Annotated in this window: 23 protein-coding genes and 2 tRNA genes; 12 read left to right on the top strand and 13 right to left on the bottom strand. The window is 67.1% G+C overall.

Going from position 1 to position 24,995, the window contains the following annotated elements; translation table 11 throughout:
- Positions 1-18: 18 nt before the first annotated feature.
- The 5 genes from AC0IY0_RS21005 to glnA all read right to left on the bottom strand — a co-directional run bounded on the left by AC0IY0_RS21005 (position 19) and on the right by glnA (position 3,284).
- Entirely contained in the window at positions 19-177 is a 159-nt protein-coding gene (locus tag AC0IY0_RS21005; RefSeq protein ID WP_187193412.1) for a hypothetical protein, read from the bottom strand.
- Positions 178-369: 192 nt separating this feature from the next.
- Positions 370-783, bottom strand: coding sequence for a hypothetical protein (locus AC0IY0_RS21000; RefSeq protein WP_471765359.1), 414 nt, complete (start codon positions 781-783; stop codon positions 370-372).
- Complete coding sequence (locus tag AC0IY0_RS20995) at positions 780-1,070, bottom strand: hypothetical protein (protein WP_471765357.1); 291 nt, start codon at positions 1,068-1,070, stop codon at positions 780-782. The genes AC0IY0_RS21000 and AC0IY0_RS20995 overlap by 4 nt, the downstream gene beginning before the upstream one ends.
- On the bottom strand, positions 1,057-1,431 hold the full coding sequence (locus tag AC0IY0_RS20990) for an RNase A-like domain-containing protein (RefSeq protein WP_471765370.1): 375 nt from the start codon (positions 1,429-1,431) through the stop codon (positions 1,057-1,059). Before AC0IY0_RS20990 ends, AC0IY0_RS20995 begins: the two co-directional genes overlap by 14 nt.
- Positions 1,432-1,874: 443 nt before the next feature.
- Positions 1,875-3,284 (bottom strand): type I glutamate--ammonia ligase, encoded by a 1,410-nt coding sequence (glnA, locus tag AC0IY0_RS20985; RefSeq protein WP_147910538.1) that lies wholly within the window; start codon positions 3,282-3,284, stop codon positions 1,875-1,877.
- Between the two features lie 341 nt (positions 3,285-3,625).
- Between glnA and AC0IY0_RS20980 the strand changes: the two genes are divergently transcribed.
- Positions 3,626-4,660 carry a glutamine synthetase beta-grasp domain-containing protein gene (locus tag AC0IY0_RS20980; protein ID WP_471765355.1) on the top strand — a complete coding sequence of 345 codons (1,035 nt, stop codon included), beginning with the start codon at positions 3,626-3,628 and terminating at the stop codon, positions 4,658-4,660.
- A gap of 75 nt (positions 4,661-4,735) precedes the next feature.
- Here the strand turns inward: AC0IY0_RS20980 and AC0IY0_RS20975 are convergent, their stop codons facing one another.
- Positions 4,736-4,912: a DUF2735 domain-containing protein gene (locus AC0IY0_RS20975; RefSeq protein WP_147941474.1), complete on the bottom strand. Its 177-nt coding sequence runs from the start codon at positions 4,910-4,912 to the stop codon at positions 4,736-4,738.
- Between the two features lie 237 nt (positions 4,913-5,149).
- Entirely contained in the window at positions 5,150-5,488 is a 339-nt protein-coding gene (locus AC0IY0_RS20970) for a P-II family nitrogen regulator (protein ID WP_003600526.1), read from the bottom strand.
- 194 nt (positions 5,489-5,682) lie between these two features.
- On the opposite strand from AC0IY0_RS20970, the gene AC0IY0_RS20965 reads away from it, so the two are divergent.
- Entirely contained in the window at positions 5,683-7,185 is a 1,503-nt protein-coding gene (locus tag AC0IY0_RS20965; RefSeq protein ID WP_471765369.1) for an NAD(P)H-hydrate dehydratase, read from the top strand.
- Positions 7,186-7,200: 15 nt separating this feature from the next.
- Here AC0IY0_RS20965 and AC0IY0_RS20960 read toward each other — a convergent pair whose 3' ends face one another.
- Complete coding sequence (locus AC0IY0_RS20960; RefSeq protein ID WP_461232393.1) at positions 7,201-8,694, bottom strand: multicopper oxidase family protein; 1,494 nt, start codon at positions 8,692-8,694, stop codon at positions 7,201-7,203.
- Between the two features lie 160 nt (positions 8,695-8,854).
- Between AC0IY0_RS20960 and AC0IY0_RS20955 the strand changes: the two genes are divergently transcribed.
- The 7 genes from AC0IY0_RS20955 (at position 8,855) to AC0IY0_RS20925 (ending at position 16,305) form a co-directional block, all read left to right on the top strand.
- Positions 8,855-8,939, top strand: a tRNA-Leu gene (locus AC0IY0_RS20955).
- Positions 8,940-9,080: 141 nt separating this feature from the next.
- A complete protein-coding gene (tig, locus tag AC0IY0_RS20950; protein ID WP_147908827.1) occupies positions 9,081-10,502 on the top strand; it encodes a trigger factor in 1,422 nt (473 codons plus the stop codon).
- Between the two features lie 125 nt (positions 10,503-10,627).
- On the top strand, positions 10,628-11,254 hold the full coding sequence (locus AC0IY0_RS20945) for an ATP-dependent Clp protease proteolytic subunit (RefSeq protein WP_007567155.1): 627 nt from the start codon (positions 10,628-10,630) through the stop codon (positions 11,252-11,254).
- A gap of 184 nt (positions 11,255-11,438) precedes the next feature.
- A complete protein-coding gene (gene clpX / locus AC0IY0_RS20940; RefSeq protein WP_007567156.1) occupies positions 11,439-12,710 on the top strand; it encodes an ATP-dependent Clp protease ATP-binding subunit ClpX in 1,272 nt (423 codons plus the stop codon).
- Between the two features lie 248 nt (positions 12,711-12,958).
- Positions 12,959-15,385, top strand: coding sequence for an endopeptidase La (lon, locus tag AC0IY0_RS20935; protein WP_147908828.1), 2,427 nt, complete (start codon positions 12,959-12,961; stop codon positions 15,383-15,385).
- 72 nt (positions 15,386-15,457) lie between these two features.
- Complete coding sequence (locus tag AC0IY0_RS20930; RefSeq protein ID WP_471765353.1) at positions 15,458-16,180, top strand: aspartate/glutamate racemase family protein; 723 nt, start codon at positions 15,458-15,460, stop codon at positions 16,178-16,180.
- A 49-nt stretch (positions 16,181-16,229) separates the two neighbouring features.
- Positions 16,230-16,305: transfer RNA gene (locus AC0IY0_RS20925), tRNA-Val, on the top strand.
- Positions 16,306-16,308: 3 nt separating this feature from the next.
- Here the strand turns inward: AC0IY0_RS20925 and AC0IY0_RS20920 are convergent.
- Together AC0IY0_RS20920 and AC0IY0_RS20915 are read right to left on the bottom strand one after the other, a co-directional pair.
- A complete protein-coding gene (locus AC0IY0_RS20920; RefSeq protein ID WP_147939759.1) occupies positions 16,309-17,253 on the bottom strand; it encodes an alpha/beta fold hydrolase in 945 nt (314 codons plus the stop codon).
- Positions 17,254-18,267: an SDR family oxidoreductase gene (locus AC0IY0_RS20915; RefSeq protein WP_471765350.1), complete on the bottom strand. Its 1,014-nt coding sequence runs from the start codon at positions 18,265-18,267 to the stop codon at positions 17,254-17,256.
- Positions 18,268-18,491: 224 nt separating this feature from the next.
- On the opposite strand from AC0IY0_RS20915, the gene selA reads away from it, so the two are divergent.
- Together selA and AC0IY0_RS20905 are read left to right on the top strand one after the other, a co-directional pair.
- Complete coding sequence (gene selA, locus AC0IY0_RS20910) at positions 18,492-19,949, top strand: L-seryl-tRNA(Sec) selenium transferase (protein ID WP_471765348.1); 1,458 nt, start codon at positions 18,492-18,494, stop codon at positions 19,947-19,949.
- Positions 19,950-20,063: 114 nt separating this feature from the next.
- A complete protein-coding gene (locus tag AC0IY0_RS20905; RefSeq protein ID WP_147907162.1) occupies positions 20,064-20,534 on the top strand; it encodes a MarR family winged helix-turn-helix transcriptional regulator in 471 nt (156 codons plus the stop codon).
- A gap of 5 nt (positions 20,535-20,539) precedes the next feature.
- On the opposite strand, the gene AC0IY0_RS20900 is transcribed toward AC0IY0_RS20905, so the two are convergent.
- Both AC0IY0_RS20900 and AC0IY0_RS20895 read right to left on the bottom strand, forming a co-directional pair.
- Complete coding sequence (locus AC0IY0_RS20900) at positions 20,540-21,886, bottom strand: pentapeptide repeat-containing protein (protein ID WP_147907163.1); 1,347 nt, start codon at positions 21,884-21,886, stop codon at positions 20,540-20,542.
- Between the two features lie 48 nt (positions 21,887-21,934).
- On the bottom strand, positions 21,935-24,253 hold the full coding sequence (locus AC0IY0_RS20895) for an FdhF/YdeP family oxidoreductase (protein WP_471765346.1): 2,319 nt from the start codon (positions 24,251-24,253) through the stop codon (positions 21,935-21,937).
- Between the two features lie 156 nt (positions 24,254-24,409).
- Here AC0IY0_RS20895 and AC0IY0_RS20890 point away from each other — a divergent pair, with 156 nt between their 5' ends.
- Positions 24,410-24,583, top strand: a complete 174-nt coding sequence (locus tag AC0IY0_RS20890) for a metallothionein (protein WP_147907165.1) — start codon at positions 24,410-24,412, stop codon at positions 24,581-24,583.
- A 121-nt stretch (positions 24,584-24,704) separates the two neighbouring features.
- Here AC0IY0_RS20890 and AC0IY0_RS20885 read toward each other — a convergent pair whose 3' ends face one another.
- Positions 24,705-24,992 (bottom strand): MTH1187 family thiamine-binding protein, encoded by a 288-nt coding sequence (locus AC0IY0_RS20885; RefSeq protein ID WP_092043425.1) that lies wholly within the window; start codon positions 24,990-24,992, stop codon positions 24,705-24,707.
- Positions 24,993-24,995: the final 3 nt, after the last annotated feature.

The following is a 24,995-nucleotide window of genomic DNA, read 5'->3' as shown; positions in this document are numbered from 1 at the left end:
GATCGAGACTGCCGCGTGTCACAAGCTCTTCCGCTGGTCGAGATGAACCTGGATAAGGAAGCGCCGAAGGTCCTCCGGATCACGTAAGTGCAAGTCGATGCAGGCGGTGGCCCAGAGTTTTATCCCTTCCTTCGGTGTCAGGTCGCTCTCCAGCACCGCGCCTTTGAAATCGTGCAAGCAGCTCGATCCTCGCCCTTGAAGCAGCCGAGAATCGCGGCGGTGGCTTCCTCGGACGACGCGTCCTGATCGTCGATGCTCTAATTGAACCGCTCACCGAAGTGGATGAATTCCGGTGTGGCGGGCATCCGTCCCGATTCCCGCCGCGCCCGGTTCCGCAGCTTGCTCTGCTGGCTCACGACTGCTTTCGCGTCACAATCTGTCTCGCACTCTCTTGAGGAAGGCTCGGAGTCCGGCGCCATCATAGAATACGATGTCTGCCTCCGACGACCACCACAGCTTTCGCAGTTCCTCGTCCGAGACATCGTCCTGCGTGAGGGTGTCAAGATAGGCCTTCAGGTGGCCTCGTTCGGTGTCGTCTTTGAAAAGGGAAAGAATCCATTGAATGATCGCGTCTTCAGTCGAAAAATCATCCATAAGATCTTGATGGAATTGGCGTGTGAATGTGTCAAATTCTGACGATTTTGACAACGGACGTGAAGCCGATTGGATAAAGATTTCAGGGCGGAGGGCTTCTTTTAAAACATCGCCTTCAGCAGTATTTTGCGACATAGGTACAATAATTGCGAAAACGACATAATAATTTTCAGATCTCTTAGTAATCATAATCGGTCACGAATCTTATTCAGGAACAATCTCAGTGGAGGCGCGGAATGGAACAACCACTGCGCTTTCGAGTCGTTCCAGATACCTAATAATTCCTTGTCGTCGAAATCGTCGCTGGCGATAAGAGAGAGATAGCCATGCAAAGATAAGCGACGCTCTTGCGAAAACGGCTCTATGGCAAATTGCAATAATTCCGCCTCGGTGCTGAAAATGCGATCGACGTCTTGAAAAAAGCGTCCGGTTAATTCGTCAAACTCGGGATGTGTAGATATTTCAGTCTCCTTCATTGTAAGGAAATGCCGATTGTACGTGATAACCTCGCGATGACCGCCGATCGCGGACTATATATATGGCAACGCCATGCGTATTTCTCATGTACATCACGCCGTCTTTGGTAATGTATGCCTCGCGGCCGGTTCGATATCCGAACCGCGTTGTAAAGTAGGCGCGATCTTTCTCCCCAGACGCCACTTCATCAACGCGCTGCGCGTTGATTGCTAACGTTCGGCTGACGAGATCGTTAGCTGACTCTCGGGAGTCAAACGAGCCGTCGCGTTGCAGTCCACCATGGGCCAACAGGTTTCCCCATTGGCTCTTCCGCACGCGTTCCATCATCTCTTCGTCGGTCTTTCCGACGTGTGAATCAATTGTATGCTCCCCAAATTTTTCCTATTCTTCTTCTAAAAATACATTATATTGGTATTTATCTTTGTCGCTGACATTATATATGCGCGCTGTGTTGTCGTTCTCAAACCGAACTGAACCGTCGTCACTCGTCCACTGTCCCCCGTCCGGATGCCCAGCGGGGACCCGCGGCTGGCCGGGATTGTAGGCCCGAAGGATGAGGCCAAGTCGAAGCAGCTTCACCTCAACACTGAGAGCTGCCAGTTGCCACCGGAACCGGGTGACGACGATCTCTTTCGTGACCATGAATCACCCCGCCTGCCAGCGGGTCATTCATAGGCTAATAATCTTATGTGGCAAGCGTGTTCTTGTTTTGTTCGATAGTCCGCTTTGGAGTAGGCGACGGGCGCTTCCAACTCACCTCTCACAGCCGGGGCCGGGCTTCGCGCCCGGCCCGCCCCTTCACATCACAGCGAGTAGTACTGCACGAACTCGATCGGGTGCGGGGTCATCTCGTAGCGCAGCACCTCGGTCATCTTCAGCTCGATGAACGAGTCGATCTGGTCGTCCGTGAACACGCCGCCCTCCTTGAGGAAGGTGCGGTCCTTGTCGAGGCTGGTGAGCGCCTCGCGGAGCGAACCGCACACGGTCGGGATCTTCTTCAGCTCCTTCGGCGGCAGCTCGTACAGGTCCTTGTCCATCGCCGGGCCCGGGTCGATCTTGTTGCGGATGCCGTCGAGGCCGGCCATCAGCAGGGCCGAGAAGGCCAAGTAGGGGTTGGCCATCGGGTCGGGGAAGCGGACCTCGACGCGCTTGGCGTTCGGGCTCTTGGTCCACGGAATCCGGCAGGAGGCCGAGCGGTTGCGCGCCGAGTAGGCGAGCAGCACCGGCGCCTCGTAGCCCGGCACCAGCCGCTTGTAGGAGTTGGTCGACGGGTTGGTGAAGGCGTTGAGCGCCTTGGCGTGCCGGATGATGCCGCCGATGTACCACAGGCATTCCTGGGAAAGCCCGGCATACTTGTCGCCGGCGAAGACCGGCTTGCCGTCCTTCCAGATCGACTGGTGGACGTGCATCCCCGAGCCGTTGTCGCCGAAGACGGGCTTGGGCATGAACGTCGCCGACTTGCCGTAGCTCTGGGCGACGTTGTGGATGCAGTACTTGTAGATCTGCATGTGGTCGGCGAGCTTGGTCAGCACGTCGAACTTCATGCCGAGCTCGTGCTGGGCGCTGGCCACCTCGTGGTGGTGCTTCTCGACCTTCACGCCCATGGACTGCATCGCGGCCAGCATCTCGCCGCGCATGTCCTGGGCCGAATCCTGCGGCGGGACCGGGAAGTAGCCGCCCTTGGTCTGGACCCGGTGTCCGAGGTTGCCGCCCTCGTAATCGGTGAAGCCGTTGGTCGGCAGCTCGGTCGAGTCGAGCTCGAAGCCGGTGCGGTAGGGGTCGGCGGCGAACTTCACGTCGTCGAACACGAAGAACTCGGCCTCGGGGCCGACATTGATCGTGTCGCCGATCCCGGTCTGCTGCAGGTAGGCCTCGGCGCGCTTGGCGGTGCCGCGGGGATCGCGGGAATAGGGCTCGCCGGTGGCGGGCTCGAGCACGTCGCAGATGATCGACAGGGTCGAGGCCGAGAAGAACGGGTCGAGGCAGGCGGTGGACGGGTCCGGCATCAGCAGCATGTCGGACTCGTTGATCGCCTTCCAGCCCGCGATCGACGAGCCGTCGAACATCGTGCCTTCGGCGAAGATCTCATCGTCGATCAAGGAGACGTCGAACGTGACGTGCTGCCACTTGCCGCGCGGGTCGGTGAACCGGAAGTCCACGTAGCGTACGTCGTTGTCCCGGATGGTCTTCAGAACCTCGGCCGCAGTCGTCATCGTGGGCATCCTCCAGGAAAGGCGTCGGGGATTCTCGCTCGGGGCGGCCGTCGTCGGGTCGGGCCGCACCGGCCGAGCCGCTTGATATCCGTCGCGCGCGCGCGTTGCCACCCGCGGACGGGCGAAATCGCCCATGGAACGAGACGTTTGGCTCTTTCTCGGAGCGAGCCTCTCGATTCTGTGATTGCCTATCCGCGCAATCACCACCCATCGAAGGCGGTCGAAGACAGTCCTGGCATGCTCCATGCAAAGGCGGCAGCGGCCGTCGAGATGGCGGCATGCCGTTCGCGTCGCCTGGGGGTTGACCGGGTCGCGCATCGACAACGGACGAGAGAACCGGAATGACGAAATATAAGCTCGAGTATATATGGCTCGACGGGTATACGCCGGTCCCGAACCTGCGCGGTAAGACGCAGATCAAGGAATTCGACAGCTTCCCGACCCTCGATCAACTTCCGATTTGGGGCTTCGACGGCTCGTCCACGAAGCAGGCCGAGGGCGGCAGCTCCGACTGCATGCTCAAGCCCGTGCGCCACTTCCCCGACCCGGCCCGTAAGAACGGCGTCCTGGTCCTGTGCGAAGTGATGATGCCGGACGGCAAGACCCCGCACGAGTCGAACAAGCGCGCGACCATCCTGGACGATGCCGGCGCCTGGTTCGGCTTCGAGCAGGAGTACTTCCTGTACAAGGACGGCCGCCCGCTCGGCTTCCCGGCCAGCGGCTTCCCGGCCCCGCAGGGCCCCTACTACACCGGTGTCGGCTATTCAAACGTCGGCGACGTCGCCCGCAAGATCGTCGAGGAGCACCTCGACCTCTGCCTCGACGCCGGCATCAACCACGAGGGCATCAACGCCGAGGTGGCCAAGGGCCAGTGGGAATTCCAGATCTTCGGCAAGGGCTCCAAGAAGGCCGCCGATGAGATGTGGATGGCCCGCTACCTGCTGCAGCGGCTCTGCGAGTCCTACGGCATCGACGTCGAGTACCATTGCAAGCCGCTCGGCGACACCGACTGGAACGGGTCGGGCATGCACTGCAACTTCTCGACCGCGTTCATGCGCGAGCACGGCGGCAAGGCCTATTTCGAAGCGCTCATGGAGGCGTTCAAGACCAACCGCGAGGATCACATCGCCGTCTATGGCCCGGACAACCACATGCGGCTGACCGGCAAGCACGAGACCGCCTCGATCCACGAGTTCTCGTACGGCGTGGCCGACCGCGGCGCCTCGATCCGCGTGCCCCACTCCTTCGTGAACAGCAGCTACAAGGGCTACTTGGAGGATCGCCGCCCGAACTCGCAGGGCGACCCCTACCAGATCGCCTCGCAGGTGCTGAAGACGATCTCTTCGGTGCCGACCGAGGCCGCCGTCGCAGCCTGAGGCGGACCGAAAGCCAAGAGCTTTCGACGTCGAGCAATCTCCGGAGCCGGGCCCTTGCGCCCGGCTTCGCCGTTTTCAGGTCCGGCGCGGGCGCTCGTCGTCGCGGATCGCGGCCTCGTGGTACCAGGCGCCGCCGAAGCTCGGCATCGGCGCAGGCTTGGCCTTCTCGGCCGCCCGCGGCGCCGGTCGGGCGCGCCGGAACGCCGACAATTCGTAGATCTTGGCGGTCTCGCGCCCGTCGGTTCCGGCCATCACATGGTCCTCCTGAGTGGGATCGAAGCGGCCGATCCGGCCGTGCGATCCCGAGGATGTGGGGTTGCCGGCCCAACACTCCATGCCCCGGCACGTCGATGCCGGACATTCGTGCAGCGTGAATTCTTAGGCAGGATGGTGGCGGGACAGGAAGCACAAGTTCGCGGCGCGGGAATGCTGATCGTTCCCGTGATCAAGGCGTAAGATCCGCGCGCTGGACGCCGCGCGGATCAGCCTTCAGATCGCGTCGGTGCCAGTCTCGCCGGTGCGGATGCGGATCGCTTCTTCGATCGTCGAGACGAAGATCTTGCCGTCGCCTATGCGCCCGGTCTGGGCCGACTTGCGGATCGCTTCCACGGCGCCCTCGACGAGGGCGTCCGACAGCACGATCTCCAGCTTCACCTTGGGCAGGAAGTCGACCACGTATTCGGCGCCGCGGTACAGCTCCGTATGGCCCTTCTGACGGCCAAAACCCTTTGCCTCGATGACGGTGATGCCCTGGAGGCCGACCTCCTGGAGCGCCTCCTTCACCTCGTCGAGCTTGAAAGGCTTGATGATCGCTTCGATCTTCTTCATGCCGCTCGGGCCTGCGCTGCGCTGCCGGATATTTCTAACATCGTCGGGAAGCCTCCGCCACGCCGATTTCGCGACGGGCATCACGTTAATGCCCATTCGGAGCGCAAGCTACGCACATCCTTCGGGCTTTCGACGATTTTCTGGCGCATTTTTAATCAGAGGTGTTCGGTGCACGGGCAGACGTGGGGATGAGCATGCGAGTGCTGACGGTGGCGGCGATGCGCCGGGTCGATGCGGCGGCCATCGACTGCGGTATTCCTGGCTTTCGACTGATGGAGGCCGCTGGTGCCGTGGTGGCCGCCCGCGCCGCGGCCCGGTTGCCCGATGGCGGACGGGCCGTCGTGCTGTGCGGGCCCGGCAACAATGGCGGCGACGGGTTCGTCGCCGCGCGGCTGCTGGCGGAACGCGGCTACCGGATCGAACTGTGCGTCCTCGGCGATCGCTCCGCCCTAACAGGTGATGCAGCCCTCGCGGCCGAGGCCTGGACCGGCCCCGTGCATCCAGCCACGGCCGACGCACTGCCCTCCGGCGACCTCGTGATCGACGCGCTGTTCGGAGCCGGCCTGTCGCGCGACCTCGACGGTGCCGCCCGTGCCCTGGTCGATGCCGTGAATGCCGGTGGCTGCCCGGTGCTGGCCGTGGACGTCCCGAGCGGCGTGGACGGCGACACCGGCGCCGTACGCGGCGTCGCGATCCGCGCCGTGGAGACCGTGACCTTCGTCGCGTTCAAGCCGGGGCATCTGCTTCAGCCCGGGCGGGGCCTGTGCGGGCACCGGCACCTGGCCGATATCGGGGCGGGTGAAGCAGCCTTGGGGATCGGCCTCGCAGCGGCCGAGCCGGCGCTCTACCGGAACGGGCCGGATCTGTGGGTACGGGTGTTCCCACGCCTAACCGGCGAGAGCCATAAATACACCCGCGGGCACGCGTTGGTTCTGTCCGGGCCCGCCACCAAGACCGGTGCGGCCCGGCTCGCCGCCAGGGGCGCCCTGCGGGTCGGGGCCGGCCTGGTCACGCTCGCGTCCCCCACGGCTGCGCTGGCGGAGAACGCCGCCCAGCTCACCGCCATCATGCTGCGTCCCTGCGAGACCGCCGACGACCTCGACGACCTGCTCACCGATGAGCGCCTCAACGTCGTGCTGGCCGGTCCGGGCCTTGGGATCGGCGAGCCGACCCGCGAGCGGGTTGCGGTGGCGGCGGCCGCCGGGCGCAGCCTGATCCTGGATGCCGACGCGTTGACCAGCTTCTCGGGGCAGGCCCCTTTGCTGGCCGCCCATATCGCGGACGGGGAATCGCACACCGTGCTCACCCCCCACGAGGGCGAGTTCGCGCGGCTGTTCGGCGGCACGGACGCCACCACCGAGGGCGCCGACAAGGTCGCCCGCACCCGCGCCGCCGCCGCACTCACCGGTGCCGTCGTCGTGCTGAAAGGATCCGACACCGTGATCGCGAGCCCGGACGGCCGGGTGACGATCAACGATCACGGCACCCCGTATCTCGGCACGGCCGGATCGGGTGATGTGCTCGGCGGCCTGATCGCCGGGTTGTTGGCGCAGGGCATGCCGCCCTTCGAAGCCGCCGCAGCCGCCGTCTGGCTCCACGGCGATGCCGGCCTGCGCCACGGCCCGGGCCTGATCGCCGAGGACATTCCCGAACTGATGCCCGCTGTCCTCAGTGGTCTCCTCGACGCTGCCCCGTAGGGAACGGGCTGCCGTTCAGGTGACCTCGAACAGGGTCCACAGGCCGGTGTCGAACCGCTCCAGCACCGTGGCGCTGATCAGCCAGCGCCCCGGATTGTCGGCCAGGAAGCCGATGCGGGCGGTCCGGCCTTCCAGAAGCTGGAACGTGTCGAGCCAGTAGGGCTCCCAGCCGTCGTCGAGGGGATGTAGAAGCCGGAAGCAATGGCCGTGCAGGTGCAGGGCCTGCGGGAAGCCGGTCTCGTTGCGCAGGGCCAGAACCACGACCTGCCCGCGCTTCACCGTGAAGATCGGCTGGAGGCCCGTTGTGGCGCTGGCCCCGTTCACCGCCCAGATCTTCTGGGGATCGCCGGTATAGACCGGCTCTGGCGCCGGCTTGTCCTTTCCGGCATCCTTGGCGGCCTTCGGGACGATCGCGCCGCCGGTGATCACCACGTCCCGCCGCAGGGCGTTCTGGAGCTTGATCTCCGCGGGCAGGCGCTTGTTCTCGCCGATCGGGCCGATCGGCGGCCGCTTGTCGGCGATCGGGGTCCCCTTCGTGGTGACGGTGGCCAGGGTCAGGCCCTGTCCGACCAGCGCGATGATCGAGCACACGGCGCCTTCGGTCTCGGGCAGGTCGACCATCAGGTCGTAGCGGGTGCCCGGAGGGAACGGCAGGGTCGCCCGCAGGGGCTCGAACGTGTCGGTCGGCTGCCCGTCCACCGCCGCCACGTAGACCTTCACGCCTTCGAACCGGAGCCGGGTTCCGCGAGCGTTGCAGGCATTGCCGAGCCGCAGGCGGACGCGCGCGCCCGGACGCGCTTCGAACGTGTCCGGAACGGGCTTGCCGTTGACGGTCACGAGATTGCCGAGCCGTCCGTTCGCCGCTGCGAACTGAACCTGACCGAACGGCATCACGCTGGCGTCGTCTTCCAGCCGCCAATCTTGCATCACCAGGCCGACGTCTGCATCGACCAGCGGCGGGGTCGCCTCCTCGACCACCAGCATGCCGGCGAGACCCCGGCCGGACGGCTCGCTCGCTCCGCCGACCACGAGGGGGCGGATCAGGAAGGTGCCGGCGTCGGGAGGCGTGAACTGGTAAAGAAAGCTGCCGCCGGGCGGGATCGGCGCCTGGGTGACGCCGCCGACGCCGTCCATCGCGTTGACGTTGCGCACCCCGTGCCAATGGAGCGAGAGCGGCTTGTCGGTGCGGTTCTCGATCTTGAGCCGGACCGGCTGACCGATCTTGACCCGGACCAGCGGGGGCAGGGCCTTGCCGTCGAAACACCAGACCGGTGTCTCGGCCGCGGGCTCGGGCCGCAGACGGGTCTTGCCCGGGGCGGCCGGCAGGGCGGGGGGCTGGGCCGCGGCATCCGCCGGGGGCGGAACGGGTGTCGCCGAGCCTGTCCCGGGAGCCTGGGCCCGCCCCGTCTCCGGCATCAGCCCGAACGCGGCCGCCGTGGCGAGCAGGGTCCGGCGCGACGGCTGACCGGTGCGCGGATCGGTCGGCGGCACGGGGCGGGATGAGGTCATGGGATCTCGACGGCGGCTCGCGATGGCCCCGGCTAGATAGCGGCGTGCCCGCCCGCGCGCCACCGCCGCCACGGGAGGTCAAGTTTTTTGCTGCGAGCCGTGCGGCCCATGCTATAGGGCGCGCTTCCGGCGGCCGGCGACGCGCCGGGTGTCGGCGCGCGCGGGCGTGGCGGAACTGGTAGACGCGCTGGATTTAGGTTCCAGTGTCGCAAGACGTGGGGGTTCGAGCCCCTCCGCCCGCACCAGGACGCTTCCAGATGGCGCGGTCCCGTTCGGGGCCGCCTCATCCCCGTATCCGACACCGTCGTATCCCGGACCGCGCGACCAAGCCACACGACGCCGGCCCGGCCGGCGGCCACAAGGTCTTTTGAAGAGCGACGACGACGATGCAGGTGACCGAGATCAACGCCCAGGGTCTGAAGCGCGAGTTTCAGGTGCTGCTGGCCGCCCAGGAACTCGAGGAGCGCCTGAATACCGAGCTCTCCGGCATGAAGGACAAGGTCCAGCTGAAGGGCTTCCGCCCCGGCAAGGTCCCGGTGGCGCATTTGCGCAAGGTCTATGGCCGGTCCGTCATGGCCGAGGTGGTGCAGAACGCGGTCAACGAGGCGAACCGCAAGATCGTGGCCGACAACGATCTCAAGCTCGCTCTGGAGCCGCAGGTCGAGTTCCCGACCGACCAGGCCGAGATCGAGAAGGCGCTCGACGCCAAGGCCGACCTGGCCTTCAAGGTCGCCCTCGAGGTGATGCCGAACTTCGAGCTGGCCGACCTGTCCGATGTCAGCCTTAAGAAGCTCGTCGCCAAGCCGGAAGAGTCCGAGGTCGATGAGGCCCTGCAGCGCATGGCCGGCCAGAGCCGCCCGTTCAGCGAGCGGGAAGAGGGCGCCGAGGCTCAGGACGGCGACCGCGTGACGATCGATTTCGTCGGCCGCATCGACGGCGAGGAGTTCCAGGGCGGCAAGGGCGAGGGCATCGACTTGGAGCTCGGCTCCGGTTCGTTCATCCCCGGCTTCGAGGAGCAGCTGGTCGGCGCCAAGGTCGGCGACAAGCGGGTCGTGAAGGCGACCTTCCCGGAGGCCTACGGGGCCGAGCAGCTCGCCGGCAAGGATGCCGAGTTCGACGTGACCGTCACGAAGATCCAGGCGGCCGGCGAAGCCAAGATCGACGACGAGTTCGCCAAGTCGCTCGGCATGGAATCGCTCGAGAAGCTGCGTGAGGCGATCGCCAAGGCGATCGGCGGCGACTTCGAGGCGGCCTCGCGGCGCAAGCTGAAGAAGGAACTCCTGGACGCCCTGGACGGCAAGTACGCCTTCGAGCTGCCGCCCTCCCTGGTCGCGCAGGAATTCGCCAGCGTCTGGGCCCAGGTCGAGCAGGACCTGAAAGCTCGCGGCAAGAGCTTCGAGGACGAGGACACCACCGAGGAGAAGGCCCAGGCCGACTACCGGAAGATCGCCGAGCGTCGCGTCCGGCTCGGACTCGTGCTTGCGCAGGTCGGCGAGAGCGCCGATATCAAGGTTTCCGACGAAGAGGTGAACCAGGCCCTCATCGCTCGGGTCCGGCAGTTCCCGGGCCAGGAGCAGCAGGTGTGGGACTTCTACCGCAAGAACCCGCAGGCGCTCGCCGAGCTTCGGGCGCCGCTGTTCGAGGAGAAGGTGGTTGACCACGTCCTCGGTCAGGTCAAACTCGTCGAGGAGCCGGTCTCGAAAGAGACGCTTTTCGCCGATGAGGATGACGACGACACGACCGGCGAGAAGCCGGCAGATAACGCCGAGGCCAAGGACGAGTCCAACGCCGAGGCAAAGGCCGACTGAGCCCCGCACTGTCCCAGGACGGCGGGCATAGGGTTAGGCGATGGTTAAGCATCGCCAGTGTTCGCTGACATGCCCGGGCTGCCCTGATTCGCGGCAGCCCCGGGCCTCATTCTGGGCAGGACGAGATGAGAGATCCGATCGACGTCTACAACAACGCACTCGTGCCGATGGTCGTCGAGCAGTCGAGCCGCGGCGAGCGCGCCTTCGACATCTACTCCCGTCTCCTGCGCGAGCGCATCATCTTCCTCACCGGTCCCGTGGAGGATTACGGTGCGTCACTCATCGTGGCGCAGCTTCTGTTTCTCGAGGCTGAGAACCCCAAGAAGGAAATTTCCTTCTATATCAATTCCCCAGGCGGCGTCGTGACCTCGGGATTGTCGATCTACGACACGATGCAGTTCATCCGCTGCCCGGTGACGACGCTCTGCGTCGGCCAGGCCGCCTCGATGGGCTCCCTCCTGCTCACCGCCGGCGAGCCGGGTCACCGCTTCGCCCTGCCGAACGCCCGGATCATGGTCCACCAGCCCTCCGGCGGCTTCCAGGGGCAGGCCACCGACATCCTGATCCATGCCCGCGAGATCGAGGCGCTGAAGCGGCGCTTGAACGAAATCTACGTGAAGCATACCGGCCGTGACTATGCGGCCATTGAGAACGCGCTGGAGCGCGACAATTTCATGACCGCGGATGCGGCCAAGGAGTTCGGCCTCATCGACGAGGTCATCCAGAAGCGTCCCGAGCCCGCCGCCGCCTGACGGTTGCGTCGCCTGACCGCCGCGGCGTGGCCTTGATCCCGCCGCGGCAGCGTGTTTGCATCCGATGACAGGGCCCATCGGTCAAAGACGCGCAGCATACTGTTTCTTTAAGCGGGCCCCCTTACGTTGAAGCGATGCGCGTGCGCCCTTAGCCGGCTGCGTACGCGACGAATCGGAGACCGATATGAGCAAGACTGGCGGCAACGACTCCAAGAGCACGCTGTATTGCTCGTTCTGCGGCAAGAGCCAGCACGAGGTCCGCAAGCTGATCGCCGGCCCGACCGTGTTCATCTGCGACGAATGCGTCGAGCTGTGCATGGACATCATCCGCGAGGAGTCGAAATCCTCGTTGGTGAAGAGCCGCGACGGGGTGCCCACCCCGAAGGAGATCCGGCGCGTCCTCGACGATTACGTCATCGGCCAGGACTTTGCCAAGAAGGTCCTCTCGGTCGCGGTGCACAACCACTACAAGCGGCTCGCGCACGCGACGAAGCACAACGACGTCGAGTTGGCCAAGTCCAACATCATGCTGATCGGGCCGACCGGCTCGGGCAAGACGCTGCTCGCGCAGACGCTCGCCCGCATCCTGGACGTGCCGTTCACCATGGCGGACGCCACGACGCTGACAGAGGCGGGCTATGTCGGCGAGGATGTGGAAAACATCATCCTCAAGCTGCTCCAGGCCTCGGACTACAACGTCGAGCGGGCCCAGCGCGGCATCGTCTACATCGACGAGATCGACAAGATCTCGCGCAAGTCGGACAACCCGTCGATCACCCGGGACGTGTCGGGCGAGGGCGTGCAGCAGGCGCTGCTGAAGATCATGGAAGGCACGGTTGCGTCCGTGCCGCCGCAGGGCGGCCGCAAGCACCCGCAGCAGGAGTTCCTGCAGGTCGACACCACCAACATCCTGTTCATCTGCGGCGGCGCCTTCGCGGGGCTGGAGCGGATCATCTCCCAACGCGGCAAGGGCACCTCGATCGGCTTCGGCGCGAGCGTGCAGGCCCCCGACGACCGTCGCACCGGCGAGATCTTCCGTTCGGTGGAGCCTGAGGATCTGTTGAAGTTCGGCCTCATCCCCGAGTTCGTCGGCCGTCTGCCGGTTCTGGCGACCCTCGAGGATCTCGACGAGGCGGCGCTGAAGAAGATCCTTCAGGAGCCGAAGAACGCTCTGGTGAAGCAGTACCAGCGGCTGTTTGAGATGGAGAACGTCGACCTGACGTTCCAGGACGACGCACTGTCCCTGGTCGCGCGCAAGGCGATCGAGCGCAAGACAGGCGCTCGCGGCCTGCGGTCGATCCTGGAGACCATCCTGCTGGACACGATGTACGACCTGCCCGGTCTCGAATCGGTGGAGCAGGTGGTGATCGGTCCGGAGGTCGTGGAAGGCAAGTCGCGCCCGCTCTACATCCACGGCGACCGCAACAAGGAAGCGCCCGCCAGCGTCAGCGCGTAAGCGCTTGGCGGGGTTGCGTTAAGCACCCGGCTTCGGCCGGGTGCGGCGCGGGGAACATCTTGAAAACGGTGGCCCCCGCAGCCACCTCAGGCTCATCGCGGTGGCCGCTCGCTCCTTCGAGGAACGGTCCGCGTCGCCAGCCGCAAAGTCCACGACAATCCCGACCCTCGCGGCCCGGTCGGCCCCTGGCAATGGTTCGCCTCATCGACGAGGGGATCGAAGCCGGGCGTCCCTGAGAGGAAGTCCCCATGACACAGTCGAAATCGCGCCAGCCGGTTGTCCCGGGCTCGACGGGTTCCTACGCCGTCCTCCCCTTGCGCGACATCGTCGTCTTCCCGCACATGATCGTGCCTCTGTTCGTCGGCCGCGAAAAATCGATCCGCGCCCTCGAAGAGGCCGTGCGCACCGATCGCCATATCTTGCTCGCCACCCAGATCAACGCGGGTGACGACGATCCGGCAACCGACGCGATCTACAAGATCGGCACGCTCGCCTCCGTACTGCAGCTCCTGAAGCTCCCCGACGGTACCGTGAAGGTGCTGGTCGAGGGCATCGGTCGTGCCAAGGTCACGGGCTTCACCCGCTCGGACGAGTATTACGAGGCCACCGCCGAGGCGCTGCACGACGAGCTCGGCGACCGCGTCGAAGCCGAGGCGCTCGCGCGCTCGGTGCTCTCGGAGTTCGAGAACTACGTCAAGCTCAACAAGAAGATCTCTCCGGAGGTCGTCTCGGCCGTGACCCAGATCGACGAGCCCTCCAAGCTCGCCGATACGATCGGCTCGCATCTGCTCGTTAAGATCTCCGATAAGCAGGGCATCCTCGAGACGCCGACTGTGGCGCAGCGCCTCGAGCGCGTGCTGTCGCTGATGGAGAGCGAGATCTCCGTGCTCCAGGTGGAGAAGCGCATCCGGACCCGCGTCAAGCGGCAGATGGAGAAGACCCAGCGCGAGTACTACCTGAACGAGCAGATGAAGGCGATCCAGAAGGAGTTGGGCGACTCCGAGGACGGCCGTGACGAGCTGGCCGAGCTGGAAGAGAAGATCGAGAAGACCAAGTTCACCAAGGAGGCGCGCGACAAGGCGACGGCCGAGCTGAAGAAGCTCCGGCAGATGTCGCCGATGTCGGCCGAGGCCACCGTGGTGCGCAACTATCTCGACTGGATGCTGGGCATCCCGTGGGGCAAGCGTTCGAAGATCAAGAAGGATCTGCTTGGCGCCCAAACCCTGCTGGATGAGGATCATTTCGGCCTCGACAAGGTCAAGGAGCGGATCGTCGAGTACCTCGCTGTGCAGCAGCGGGCGAACAAGCTCACCGGCCCGATCCTGTGCCTCGTCGGTCCCCCCGGCGTCGGCAAGACCTCGCTGGGCAAGTCCATCGCGAAGGCGACGGGTCGCGAGTTCGTGCGCATGTCGCTCGGCGGCGTGCGGGACGAGGCCGAGATCCGGGGTCACCGCCGGACCTATATCGGTTCGATGCCCGGCAAGATCGTGCAGTCGATGCGCAAGGCCAAGACCTCGAATCCGCTCATTCTGCTCGATGAGATCGACAAGATGGGCATGGATTTCCGCGGCGATCCGTCGGCGGCGCTCCTCGAGGTTCTGGACCCAGAGCAGAACAGCACCTTCAACGACCACTATCTGGAGGTGGACTACGATCTCTCGAACGTGATGTTCGTGACCACGGCCAACACCCTCAACATCCCCGGTCCGCTCATGGACCGCATGGAGGTGATCCGCATCGCCGGGTACACCGAGGAGGAGAAGGTCGAGATCGCGCGCAAGCATCTGATCCCGAATGCCTTGAAGAAGCACGGCCTCGGGACGCACGAGTGGTCGATCGACGACGACAGCCTGATGATGCTGGTTCGCCGCTATACGCGGGAAGCCGGCGTCCGTAACCTGGAGCGCGAGCTGTCCAACCTGATCCGCAAGGCGGTGAAGGAGATCCTGATCACCAAGACCAAGTCGGTCGTGGTCAACGCGGATACCCTTCCGGTCTTCCTCGGTCCGCCGAAGTTCCGCTACGGCGAGATCGATGCGGACGATCAGGTCGGCGTGGTGACGGGTCTGGCCTGGACCGAAGTTGGCGGCGAGTTGCTGACGATCGAGGGCGTCATGATGCCCGGTAAGGGCAAGATGACCGTCACGGGCAACCTGAAGGACGTGATGAAGGAGTCGATCTCGGCAGCCGCATCTTACGTGCGCTCGCGGGCGATTGACTTCGGGATCGAGCCGCCGCTGTTCGAGCGTCGCGACATCCACGTCCACGTGCCGGAGGGGGCGACCCCGAAGGACGGCCCGTCCGCCGGCATCGCGATGGCCACTGCCATCGTCTCGACGCTGACCGGCATCGCGGTTCGTCGCGATATCGCGATGACCGGCGAGGTGACGCTCCGCGGTCGGGTCCTGCCGATCGGCGGCTTGAAGGAGAAGCTGCTCGCGGCGCTGCGCGGCGGCATCAAGACCGTGCTGATCCCCGAGGAGAACGCCAAGGACATCGCCGAGGTGCCCGACAGCGTGAAGAACGGGTTGGAGATCATCCCGGTCTCCCGGATGGATCAGGTGCTGGAGCGGGCGCTGGTCCGGGTCCCCGTCGCCATCGAGTGGGAGGAGCCGCTGCCCGTGGCCAAGCCCGCCCGGACGGAAGAGGACGGTGCGGCGTTCATCGCCCACTGAGGATCGATCACTCAACCGATGCGATAGCCCCCGGAGCCTGCTCCGGGGGCTTTTTCGTGGGACCGGCCCGGCATGCGCATTCTGCTGATCAACCCCAATACCAGTCAGGCCGTCACCGACCTCGTGGCGGATCACGTGCGCCGCCAGATCGGCGACCGCGCGGACCTGCGGGCCGTCACGGGTCGGTTCGGGGCCCGTTACATCGCGAGCCGTGCAGCCGCGGCCATCGCGGGCCACGCCGCCCTCGATGCCCTGGCCGAGCACGGGGATTCCTGTGACGCGGTCTATCTCGCCTGCTTCGGCGATCCGGGCTTGTCCGCCCTGCGCGAATTATCACCCGTGCCGGTCGTCGGCATGGCGGAGGCGGCCTGTCGCGAGGCCGCCGCCACGGGGGCGTTCGGTATCGTCACCGGCGGGACGGCTTGGGACCCGATGCTTCGGGAGTTCGTCGGCACCCTCGGCCTGTCGGACCGGCTCGCGGCCATCACCACGGTGGCGCCGACCGGAGGCGACATCGCCCAGGATCCAAACCGCGCCCTCGGCATCCTGTCGCAGGCCTGCGCCAAATGCCAAGCGGCGGGAGCGAACACGGTGATCCTCGGGGGCGCCGGCCTCGCGGGGCTGGCGCGGCGCCTCGCGTGGCAGGTCCCGTGCCCGCTGATCTGCTCCGTCGAAGCCGGCACCCGGGCAGTCCTGGCCGCCGCGACGGCGCCCGCCGTTCCGGCGATGCGCCCCGTGCCGATGGACAGCACAGGCCTGACGACCGCCCTGGCACGCCGGCTGGCGGCACCGTGACGCCAGCCCCTTGCGCCGTACCGACCCCATGCCGTAACGGTCGGCCGCCGGGCGGTTAGCTCAGTTGGTAGAGCGTCTCCTTTACACGGAGAGGGTCGGGGGTTCGAGTCCCTCACCGCCCACCAGCGTCACCGGGCTCCTGAGTGATCGCGGCCCCGGCTGAGGCCCCCACCCCCGATCGACCGAGCCGCTCGGACGACCGCGGCAGCGTCGATGTGCGGGAACATATGACCCAGACCGGGCAGCAACTCGAAGGTCGCCCCCGGGATCATCCGGGCGGCGGTGGCCCCGTGCAGGTATGGGTTCACCACGATGTCGGCGCCGCCGCAGAGGATGCGGGTGGGAACCCGCAGACTTGGGTAGCGCATCACGCTGCGTGTCAGGGCCGGCCAGAGCCAGCCGGCATCCTCGCCCTCGGCGGTGATCTGAGCGGCCCGACTGGCCAGCGCGAACGGGAAGTCGGTGCGGAACCGCTGTGGCATCGCCTGGGGCAGGAACATCGCGTGCCACAGCAGCGGCAGCAGGGCCGGATCGCTCGAGGCGCTCAGGGCCCGGGTGACGAAATCCCCGCCGAACGGCAGCGCCCGCGGTCCGAACAGAATCTGTTCGAGGCGCACCTCCGGGAAGCAGATTGGGGCCAGGGAGACGATGCCGGCGATCTCGTCCGGGTAGAGCATCCCGTAGGCGAGGGCGATTGCGCCACCGAACGAGTGGCCCAGGATCACCGGCCGCTTCAGGCCCAGCCGCTGCATCGCGTCCCGGATCTGCCTGGCCTGATCCCAGATGTCGGCGCCGGATCCGCGCGGGCGCAGGCTGAACCCATGGCCGGGGCGGTCGACGGCGACCACACGGAAATGCTGGGCGAGTGCCGGCACCGGGCCGAGCCACTGGTCTTCCAGGCACATCAGCGTGCCGTGGATCGCCACGAGGTCGGGGCCGCTGCCGATTTCGGCATACGCGATGGTTCGGTCGTCCGGGAGGCGCACGAACCGGCGTGGAACGATCCGGGGATCAGCCCGCTCGTCCGGCGACGGTAGGGCCGGGCCGGGGAGGGGGACCGCAGCCGGAGCCAATTACAGGCGCTTCCTGCGGCTGGGGGCCGATCCGAGCAGGGCCAGCGCCGCTACCGTGCCGACCCCGAGCAGACCGGCCGCCGTGGCCAGCGGGTGCAGGCTCGCTCGCGTGTAGGCGCTCGTGCGCATCACGTAGACCGGTGGGTCGCCGCGCGTGAGGCCGGCCGAGACCGGCGCGTGCAGGGCGCCGGACGGGTCACGGGGCGGGATGCTGCGCTTCTGCATCGCGACGATCGTCGGGGCCATGTAATCGTAGGCGCCCGGGGCGAATTCCTTGCCGGCCACGAACGCCTTGCCGGCACCGCCGACGAAGATGTCGCGCTGCGGGTGCACGGCCGCGTGCAGGATCGCGTTCGCGACCTCCTTGGGCGGGTAGATTGGCGGCGGCAGGCTCGGCTCCCGGTCCATGTAGTTGCGCGCGCGCTGGGGCAGGGGGGTGTCGATCGAGGCCGGCTTGATCAGCGTCACCGAGATCGGCGCGTCCTCGACCATGAGCTCCATGCGCAGGGCGTCGGTGAAGCCCTTCACGGCATGCTTGGAGGCCGCGTACATGCCCTGGAACGGGAAGGCGAGATCCGACGCGATGCTGCCGACGTTGATCAGTGCGCCGCCCTGCTTGTTCAGGTGCTCCACGGCGACCAGGGACCCGTAGACGGTGCCCCAGAGATTGGTCTGGATCAGGCGTTGATGGTCTTCGTCGCTGATCTCGCGAAGGCGGCCGTAGATCGACCCGCCCGCGACGTTCACCCAGGTGTCGAAGCCGCCGAACGTCGCGATCGCCTGATCGGCGATCGCCTGGACTTCGGCCCGGTTGCCGACATCGGCGACGACGTGGAGCGCCTTGCCGCCGACCCCCTCGATCTCCGCCTGGATCCGGGCCAAGGCCTCGCCGCTGCGGGCGGCCAGCACGACCCGGGCACCGCGCTCGGCCGCCATCCGGGCGGTCGCGAGGCCGATGCCGGACGATGCGCCGGTGATCACCACGACCTGCTCGCTGAGCGGCTTGTGCTTCATCGCTCTTCCCCACATCTGCGATCCGCGCGACCGGCCATGTAGCGCCGGCGCGGTCACGCGCATGAGGTTAGTCGCCCGGCGGTGCGTACGGTTCCGGCTTGGCCGGAGGTGATCGCGTCGCAGGCCTCGCCGTCGCCCGGTCGATTTGGTGCCGATCCTGCAGGGATCGCGTGCGGCGCTCCGGGGTAGTCCTCGGCGCGGGCATCCTTATCTCTCTCCGGACCATGACATCCTCAGCGACAGCCTGCCCGACCCCCGACGACGCGCAGCCGACTCCGCGCCGGATCCCCTCGGTGGAACGTCTGGTCGGCGGCGCCTCGGAGGAGCTGCTCGCCGCCTACGGGCGCACGGCCGTCACGGCGGGCGTGCGGGTCGTCCTCGCCGGGATCCGCGCGGAGGGAGGCGCCGTGCCGGACGAGGCGGCGATCCGTGAGGCGGTCGCGCGAAATCTTGCGGCCGAGCGGCGCGCTTCCCTGCGGCCGGTCTTCAACCTCACCGGCACGGTTCTGCACACCAATCTCGGCCGGGCGCTCCTGCCGCGCTCCGCCGCCGAGGCCGTGGCCGCCGTGATGGTACAGGCGAGCAACCTCGAATTCGATCTCGCCACCGGGGTCCGGGGCGAGCGCGACGACCACGTCGAGGATCTGATCTGCCGCTTGACCGGGGCCGAGGCCGCTGTGGTCGTCAACAACAACGCCGCCGCGGTCCTGCTGGTGCTGAACGCCTTGGCGATGCGCAAGGAGGTGGTGGTCTCGCGTGGCGAGCTGGTGGAGATCGGCGGCTCGTTCCGGGTGCCCGACGTGATGGTCCGTGCCGGGTGCCGCCTGCGCGAGGTCGGCACCACCAACCGGACCCATCTGAGCGACTTCGCCGAAGCCCTGGGCCCGCGCACCGGCTTGGTCATGAAGGTGCATCCGAGCAACTACGCGATCACCGGCTTCACCGCCGAGGCGGATCCGGTCGCGCTCCACGCCCTCTGCCGGGAACAGGGCGTGCCGCTGGCGGAGGATCTCGGCAGCGGCAGCCTCGTCGACCTCGCGGCCTACGGCCTGCCCCCCGAGCCCACCGTCCGGGCCGCGTTGGCGCGCGCCGACGTCGTGACCTTCAGCGGCGACAAGCTGCTCGGCGCCGTCCAATGCGGGATCGTGGCCGGACGGAAGGACCTGATCGCCCGGGTGCGCAAGAGCCCGCTGAAGCGGGCGCTGCGGGTGGACAAGATGACCTATGCCGCCCTGGAGGCGGTCCTGCGGCTCTACCTGCATCCCGAGCGGCTGGCCGAGGAACTGCCGACCCTGCGGCTGCTCACCCGACCGCGCGCGGCGATCGACGCGCAGGCCCGGGCCCTCGCGCCGGCGGTTGCTGAGCGGCTGTCCGGCTGGGCCACGGTCTCGGTCGATGCGTGCATCAGCCAGATCGGGTCCGGAGCGCTGCCGGTGGAGACCTTGCCCAGCGCCGCCCTGGTGCTGGTGCCGGATGGTGCGGGCGGGCGCCGCGGCGCCGGAGGGCGCTGCAAGCGCCTCGCCGAGCGCCTGCGCGCCTTGCCGGTGCCGGTGATCGGCCGCATCAGCGGCGATGCCGTCGTGCTCGACCTGCGGACCCTCGAGGACGAGGCCGGGCTGCTGAACAGCCTATCGAACATGTCATCGTCAGGTGACGGAGCGTTGGGCGTCCGGAGTTGTTGAGAAACCGGGCGTGGAGCGGGAGCTTGCACGCACGCTGAGCGTGTTATGCTAGAAGGGCCAACCCGCGGTCGCGGTGCGAGACAAGCGGCACCCGGACCGCGATGGGCGAGCAACATGTCGTATTCTGTGGACACGATCGAGGCGGAGCAGGCAACAGATCCGCTCCTGCTCGATAACCAGCTTTGCTACGCGCTCTACGCGGCCGCGCACCGGATGACGAAGTCTTACCGGCCGCTTCTGGAGCGGCTCGGCCTGACCTATCCGCAATATCTCGTGCTGCTGGTTCTGTGGGAGCAGGACGGCGTGACGGTCTCGGAGATCGGCCGGCGGCTGCGGCTCGATTCCGGCACGCTGACGCCGGTTCTGAAACGCCTGGAGAGCGCGGGCTTCCTGGCCCGGACGCGGCGCCAATCCGACGAGCGCGAGGTCGAGATCGCCCTGACGCCCCGGGGCGCTGCGCTCCGTTCGGAGGCGGTCACGGTGCGCGAGAGCGTGATGTGTCAGCTGGACCTCAGCGAGCCCGAGATCCGCGCCTTGCGCAGGGATCTCGGCGCCCTGATCGAGCGTCTGAGCGTCAACGACTGACGCGCTCACCGGCGGAGGCGGTTGCCCAGCACGAAGCCGTAGAGACCCATCAGGATGATCCCGGCCGCGCCTTCGAGGCCGACGAGCAGGTTGGTCACCCGTCCGGTCGGCTTCAGGCCGATCTCCGGCGGGTTGGCCGTCATCATGTTGAGCGCGCTGTAGCTCATCAGATCGATCGGGTTGTAGGTCGGTCCCGCCTCGGGACCCTCCAGCACGATCAGGCCGCCGGTCAGGCCATAGAGGCCCGCAAATACGACGATCAGGAGCGCGAAGGCCCGGGCGATGCGCGACAGGCTCTCGCCGTAATCGCACAGCCACTCGACGAAGCGGTCGGCGGTCCAGCGGTAGCCGTGGCGCAGGATGCCAGCCCCGTCCCGCTCGGCCCAGGCGGCGCGTGCCTGTTGCCCGGCATGGACACGGCCCATGCGGCGACCGCGCTTGTAGGCCCAGCTGGCCGCATCGTGGCTGCCGATGCTCTTCCAGTTCTGCTCCAGGGCGAGGTAGCTCGCCTGCGCCAGCTCGTAGGCGCCCGCCACCTCCTCGCCGACGGCACCGCCGAGCTGCTCGACGCTCATCCGGGTGCCGTTGAGCCAAGCGCCCGCGAAGCGTGCGTGCCGCAGCCGGCAGGTGGCGAGGTTGAGCCGGACGAGATCGGTGTCCGAAAGGTCGGCGCCGGATAGGTCTGCGCCGTCCAGCTTCGCCCCGGTGAACTTGGCGCCGCGCAGGCGCGATCCCGCCAGCGTCGCCTTGGCCAGGCTGGCGCCCTCGAAATCCGCGTGGGTGAGGTTGGCGTCGGCGAGCTTGGCCTCGTCGAGCCGCGCGTTGCGGAACACCGTGTCGTCCGCGTCGGCGCCGGAAAAGTCGGCGCCCCAGAGGTCGGCATCCGTGAAGTTGGCCCCGTCGAGGAGTGCCCCCGACAGGTCCGCGAAGCGCATCGCCGCCTGTCCGAAGCGGGCATCCTCCAGCATGGCGGCGGACAGCTTGACCTGGCCCGCCACGATGCCGGCGAAATCCGCGCCCGAGAGGTCGGCCTCGGACAGGTCGGCCTCCTCCAGGATCGCCCCAACGAAGCGGGTCGACCGCCCGACCGCCCCGGTGAGGCTCGCCCGGCGCAGGTTCGCGCCGGACAGGTCGGCCTCCTCCATCCGGGCGCGGGACAAATCCGATCCCGCCAAGGACAGGCCGCCGGATTCAGGGTCGGCCCTTGCCGCATCCAGTTCGGTCAGCGCCCGCGCGCCGGCGTCGACATGCGCGAGATCGAGGCCCGGCTCGCGCACGGGCGTGCCGGAGGCGATCAGGTCCAGGAGACCGCGCAGGCGCGGCTCCACGTTTCGGGGCGTGACCTGATCCATCCCGGCTCTTTGCCGGAGAGAACGGCGGCGCGCCAGATCCCCGCGGGCTCAGGTCGTCAGCATCGCGGCGCTGACCCGCACCGTGATGGCCTTGGCGGCCGGCGTCTTGGACTGCTCGTCGTGATGCCATAGGGGCAACAGCACGTTCAGTTCCGGATAATAGCCGCCGCAATTCCCCTGGGGGATATCGTAGGCGATAACCCGCAGGCCGCCGACGCGGCGCTCGACCTGGTCGCCGGCCACCGCTTCGACATCGACGGAGCCGCCATCCTTCAGCCCGAGCCGGGCGATGTCGGCCCGGTTCATGAACAGGATGTCGCGGGTGCCCTTCACGCCGCGGAAGCGGTCGTCGTACCCGTAGACCGTGGTGTTGAACTGGTCGTTCGAGCGCAACGTGATCAGGTCGAGCACGTCGGGCCCATGCTTCGGCAGGTCGGGATCGGCCTCCAGCCCCGCGGGGACGGCGAAATTCGCCTTGCCGGTCTCGGTCTCCCACTTCCGGTCGCGGGCGCCCAGCGGCTTGGTGATCCCGCCGGGCCGGAACATCTGCCCGTTCAAGTCGTGGAACACCTTGGGGTAGGTCGCCTCGATGGCGTCGCGCACCCGGCCGTAATCGGCGACCCACGCATCCCAGTCGATCCGCGGGTTCGGCGGCACCGTCGCCTTGGCGATCTCGGCGACGATCCAGGGCTCGGAGCGCACCTCCGGGCCGACCGGGTCAGACACGCCCCGGGAGCCGTGGAAGCGCGCGGTCGAATCCTCCATCGAGACCGCCTGTGGGCCGGTCGCCTGCTGGTCGATCTCGATGCGGCCTAGGCACGGGAGGATGTAGGCCACGTCCCCGTTCACCAGGTGCGAGCGGTTCAGCTTGGTCGAGATCTGAACGGTGAGGCGCTGTCGGCGCCAAGCAGGCTCCATCCGCCCGGTATCGGGGATCGCCCGCAGGAAGTTGCCGCCGAGGCTGACGAAGGCTCGGACGCTGCCGTCCAGGATGCCCTCGCAGGTCTCGACCGTGTTCAGGCCCTTCTCCCGCGGCGGCTCGAAGTCGTACAGCTCCTTGAGCTTGTCGAGCGGCGCCAGCTCCGGCTTCTCGGTGATGCCGACCGTGCGCTGGCCCTGCACGTTCGAGTGGCCGCGCACCGGGCAGATCCCGGCCCCGGGCTTGCCGATATTGCCGCGCAGGAGCAGAAGGTTCACCAGCATCCGCACCGTCTCGGTGCCCTTGCGGTGCTGAGTCAGCCCCATCCCGTAGATGCCGATCACCGCCTTGGCGCGAGCGTAGGCTCCGGCCGCGGCTTCGAGGGCCGGGCGCGTGAGGCCGGAGCGACGCTCGATCGCGGTCCAATCCTCCCGATCGCAGAACGCCACGAACTCCGCGAAGCCGTGGGTGTGCTCGGCGATGAAGGCGTGGTCGAGAATGGCGGGTCGGCCCGATGCGGTGGCCTCCCGGTCCATCGCGAGCAGGGACTTGCACAGGCCGGTCAGCGCCGCGAGGTCGCCCCCGGCCTTCACCTGGTGATACTGCGTCGAGATCTTGGTCGCCGAGCGCGTCAGCATCTCCACCGGCGATTGCGGGTTGGTGAAGCGCTCGAGCCCGCGCTCGCGCAGCGGGTTGAAGGTGATGATCTGCGCGCCCCGACGCCGGGCTTCCTGGAGCGGGTGGAGCATCCGGGGCGCGTTCGAGCCGACATTCTGGCCGAAGAAGAAGATCAGGTCGGTGGTCTCGAAATCCTCCAGCAGCACCGTGCCGACTGGCGCGCCGATCGATTGCGGTAGCGCCACCGAGGTCGGCTCGTGGCACATGTTGGACGAGTCGGGCAGGTTGTTGTTGCCGTAGAGCCGGGCGAACAGCGCCCACATGTAGCTCGTTTCGAGCGAGGCCCGCCCGGAGGCGTAGAACACCGCCGATGTCGGATCCTCGTCGCGCAGCGCCTTCAGCTCCCGTCCGATCTCCGCGAAGGCCTCCGTCCACGGGACGGGCCGGTACCGGTCGGTCTCGGGATCGTAGCGCATCGGATGGGTGAGGCGGCCCTGCTCCTCCAGGGCATAGTCGCTCCAGCCGAGCAGCTCGGTGACGGTGTGGGCGGCGAAAAAGTCCGGGGTCGCCCGGCGACGGGTCTGTTCCCAAGCCGTCGCCTTGGCGCCGTTCTCGCAATACTCGAAGGCCAGGGGCTTGGCCGGCTTCGCCCAGGCGCAGGACGTGCACATGTAGCCGTCCGGCTTGTTGTGCTTGAGCAGCATCGCCGAGCCGGTGACCGGTACGCCCTCGCGGGTCAGGATCTCCACGAGGGAGCGGGCGGAGCCCCAGCCGCCTGCCGGGCCGTCGTAGGGTTCGATCCGTACGTCGCCGGTGTTCTGGTCGGTCATGCCGTCCTCCTCCCGGCACGACAGCGTCCGGACCGAGGGGAACGCGCGAGGATGCGGGTCGGATCACGGGCGCGTCACCGCGGCGTCGATTGGCTTCCGTCCCGGGTCCCGCGGCGCTACCCTGGGCCGGCGAAAGACTCGTCCCAGGAGAATTTGATGGCCAGCGTCGACGTTGAGATGGTGAAATGCGCCTGTCAGGACTGCGTGTGCGTGGTCCAATTGACCAAGGCGGTGTCGCGGGACGGCAAGGCCTATTGCTGTGACGAGTGCGCCGACGGCCACAAGGATCACGCCGGCTGCGAGCATGCCGGCTGCGCCTGCCACGGCTGAGCCGCTCGCCTCCGCGCGGACGGGACCACCGCCGCGCAACGCTTCGGGGCGCGGTCCCTAATCCGATGCGCCCGCTGTCCGCCGAACCGGTATCCGCTCCGGCGGACAGAGATCCACCCCGTCAGGAAACGGCCGCGAGCTTGTCGGCCATGGACTGCTCCTTGTCCCGGCGGGTCGAGAAGATCAGCGTGAAGAAGGTCCGCTCGACGCCGAGTTCGGCGAGCCTGGCCTCGCAGCGTTCCGCCAGCGCGCAGACCTCCGATAGCTCGGCTTCGATATTGGTGCCGTTGGGGTGCATCGTGGCGGTCAGGCCGCTCGCCTCGATGATCGCCTTGATCTCACGCACGTAAGGCGAGACCGACGGACCGACGCCCATCGGCACGATGCACAGGTCGGCGGATACCTTCATGGC

It is taken from the genome of Methylobacterium sp. AC315, from assembly GCF_979253755.1.
Note: the sequence above shows the minus strand (reverse complement) of the source record. Positions and strands in the feature narration are given on the sequence as shown.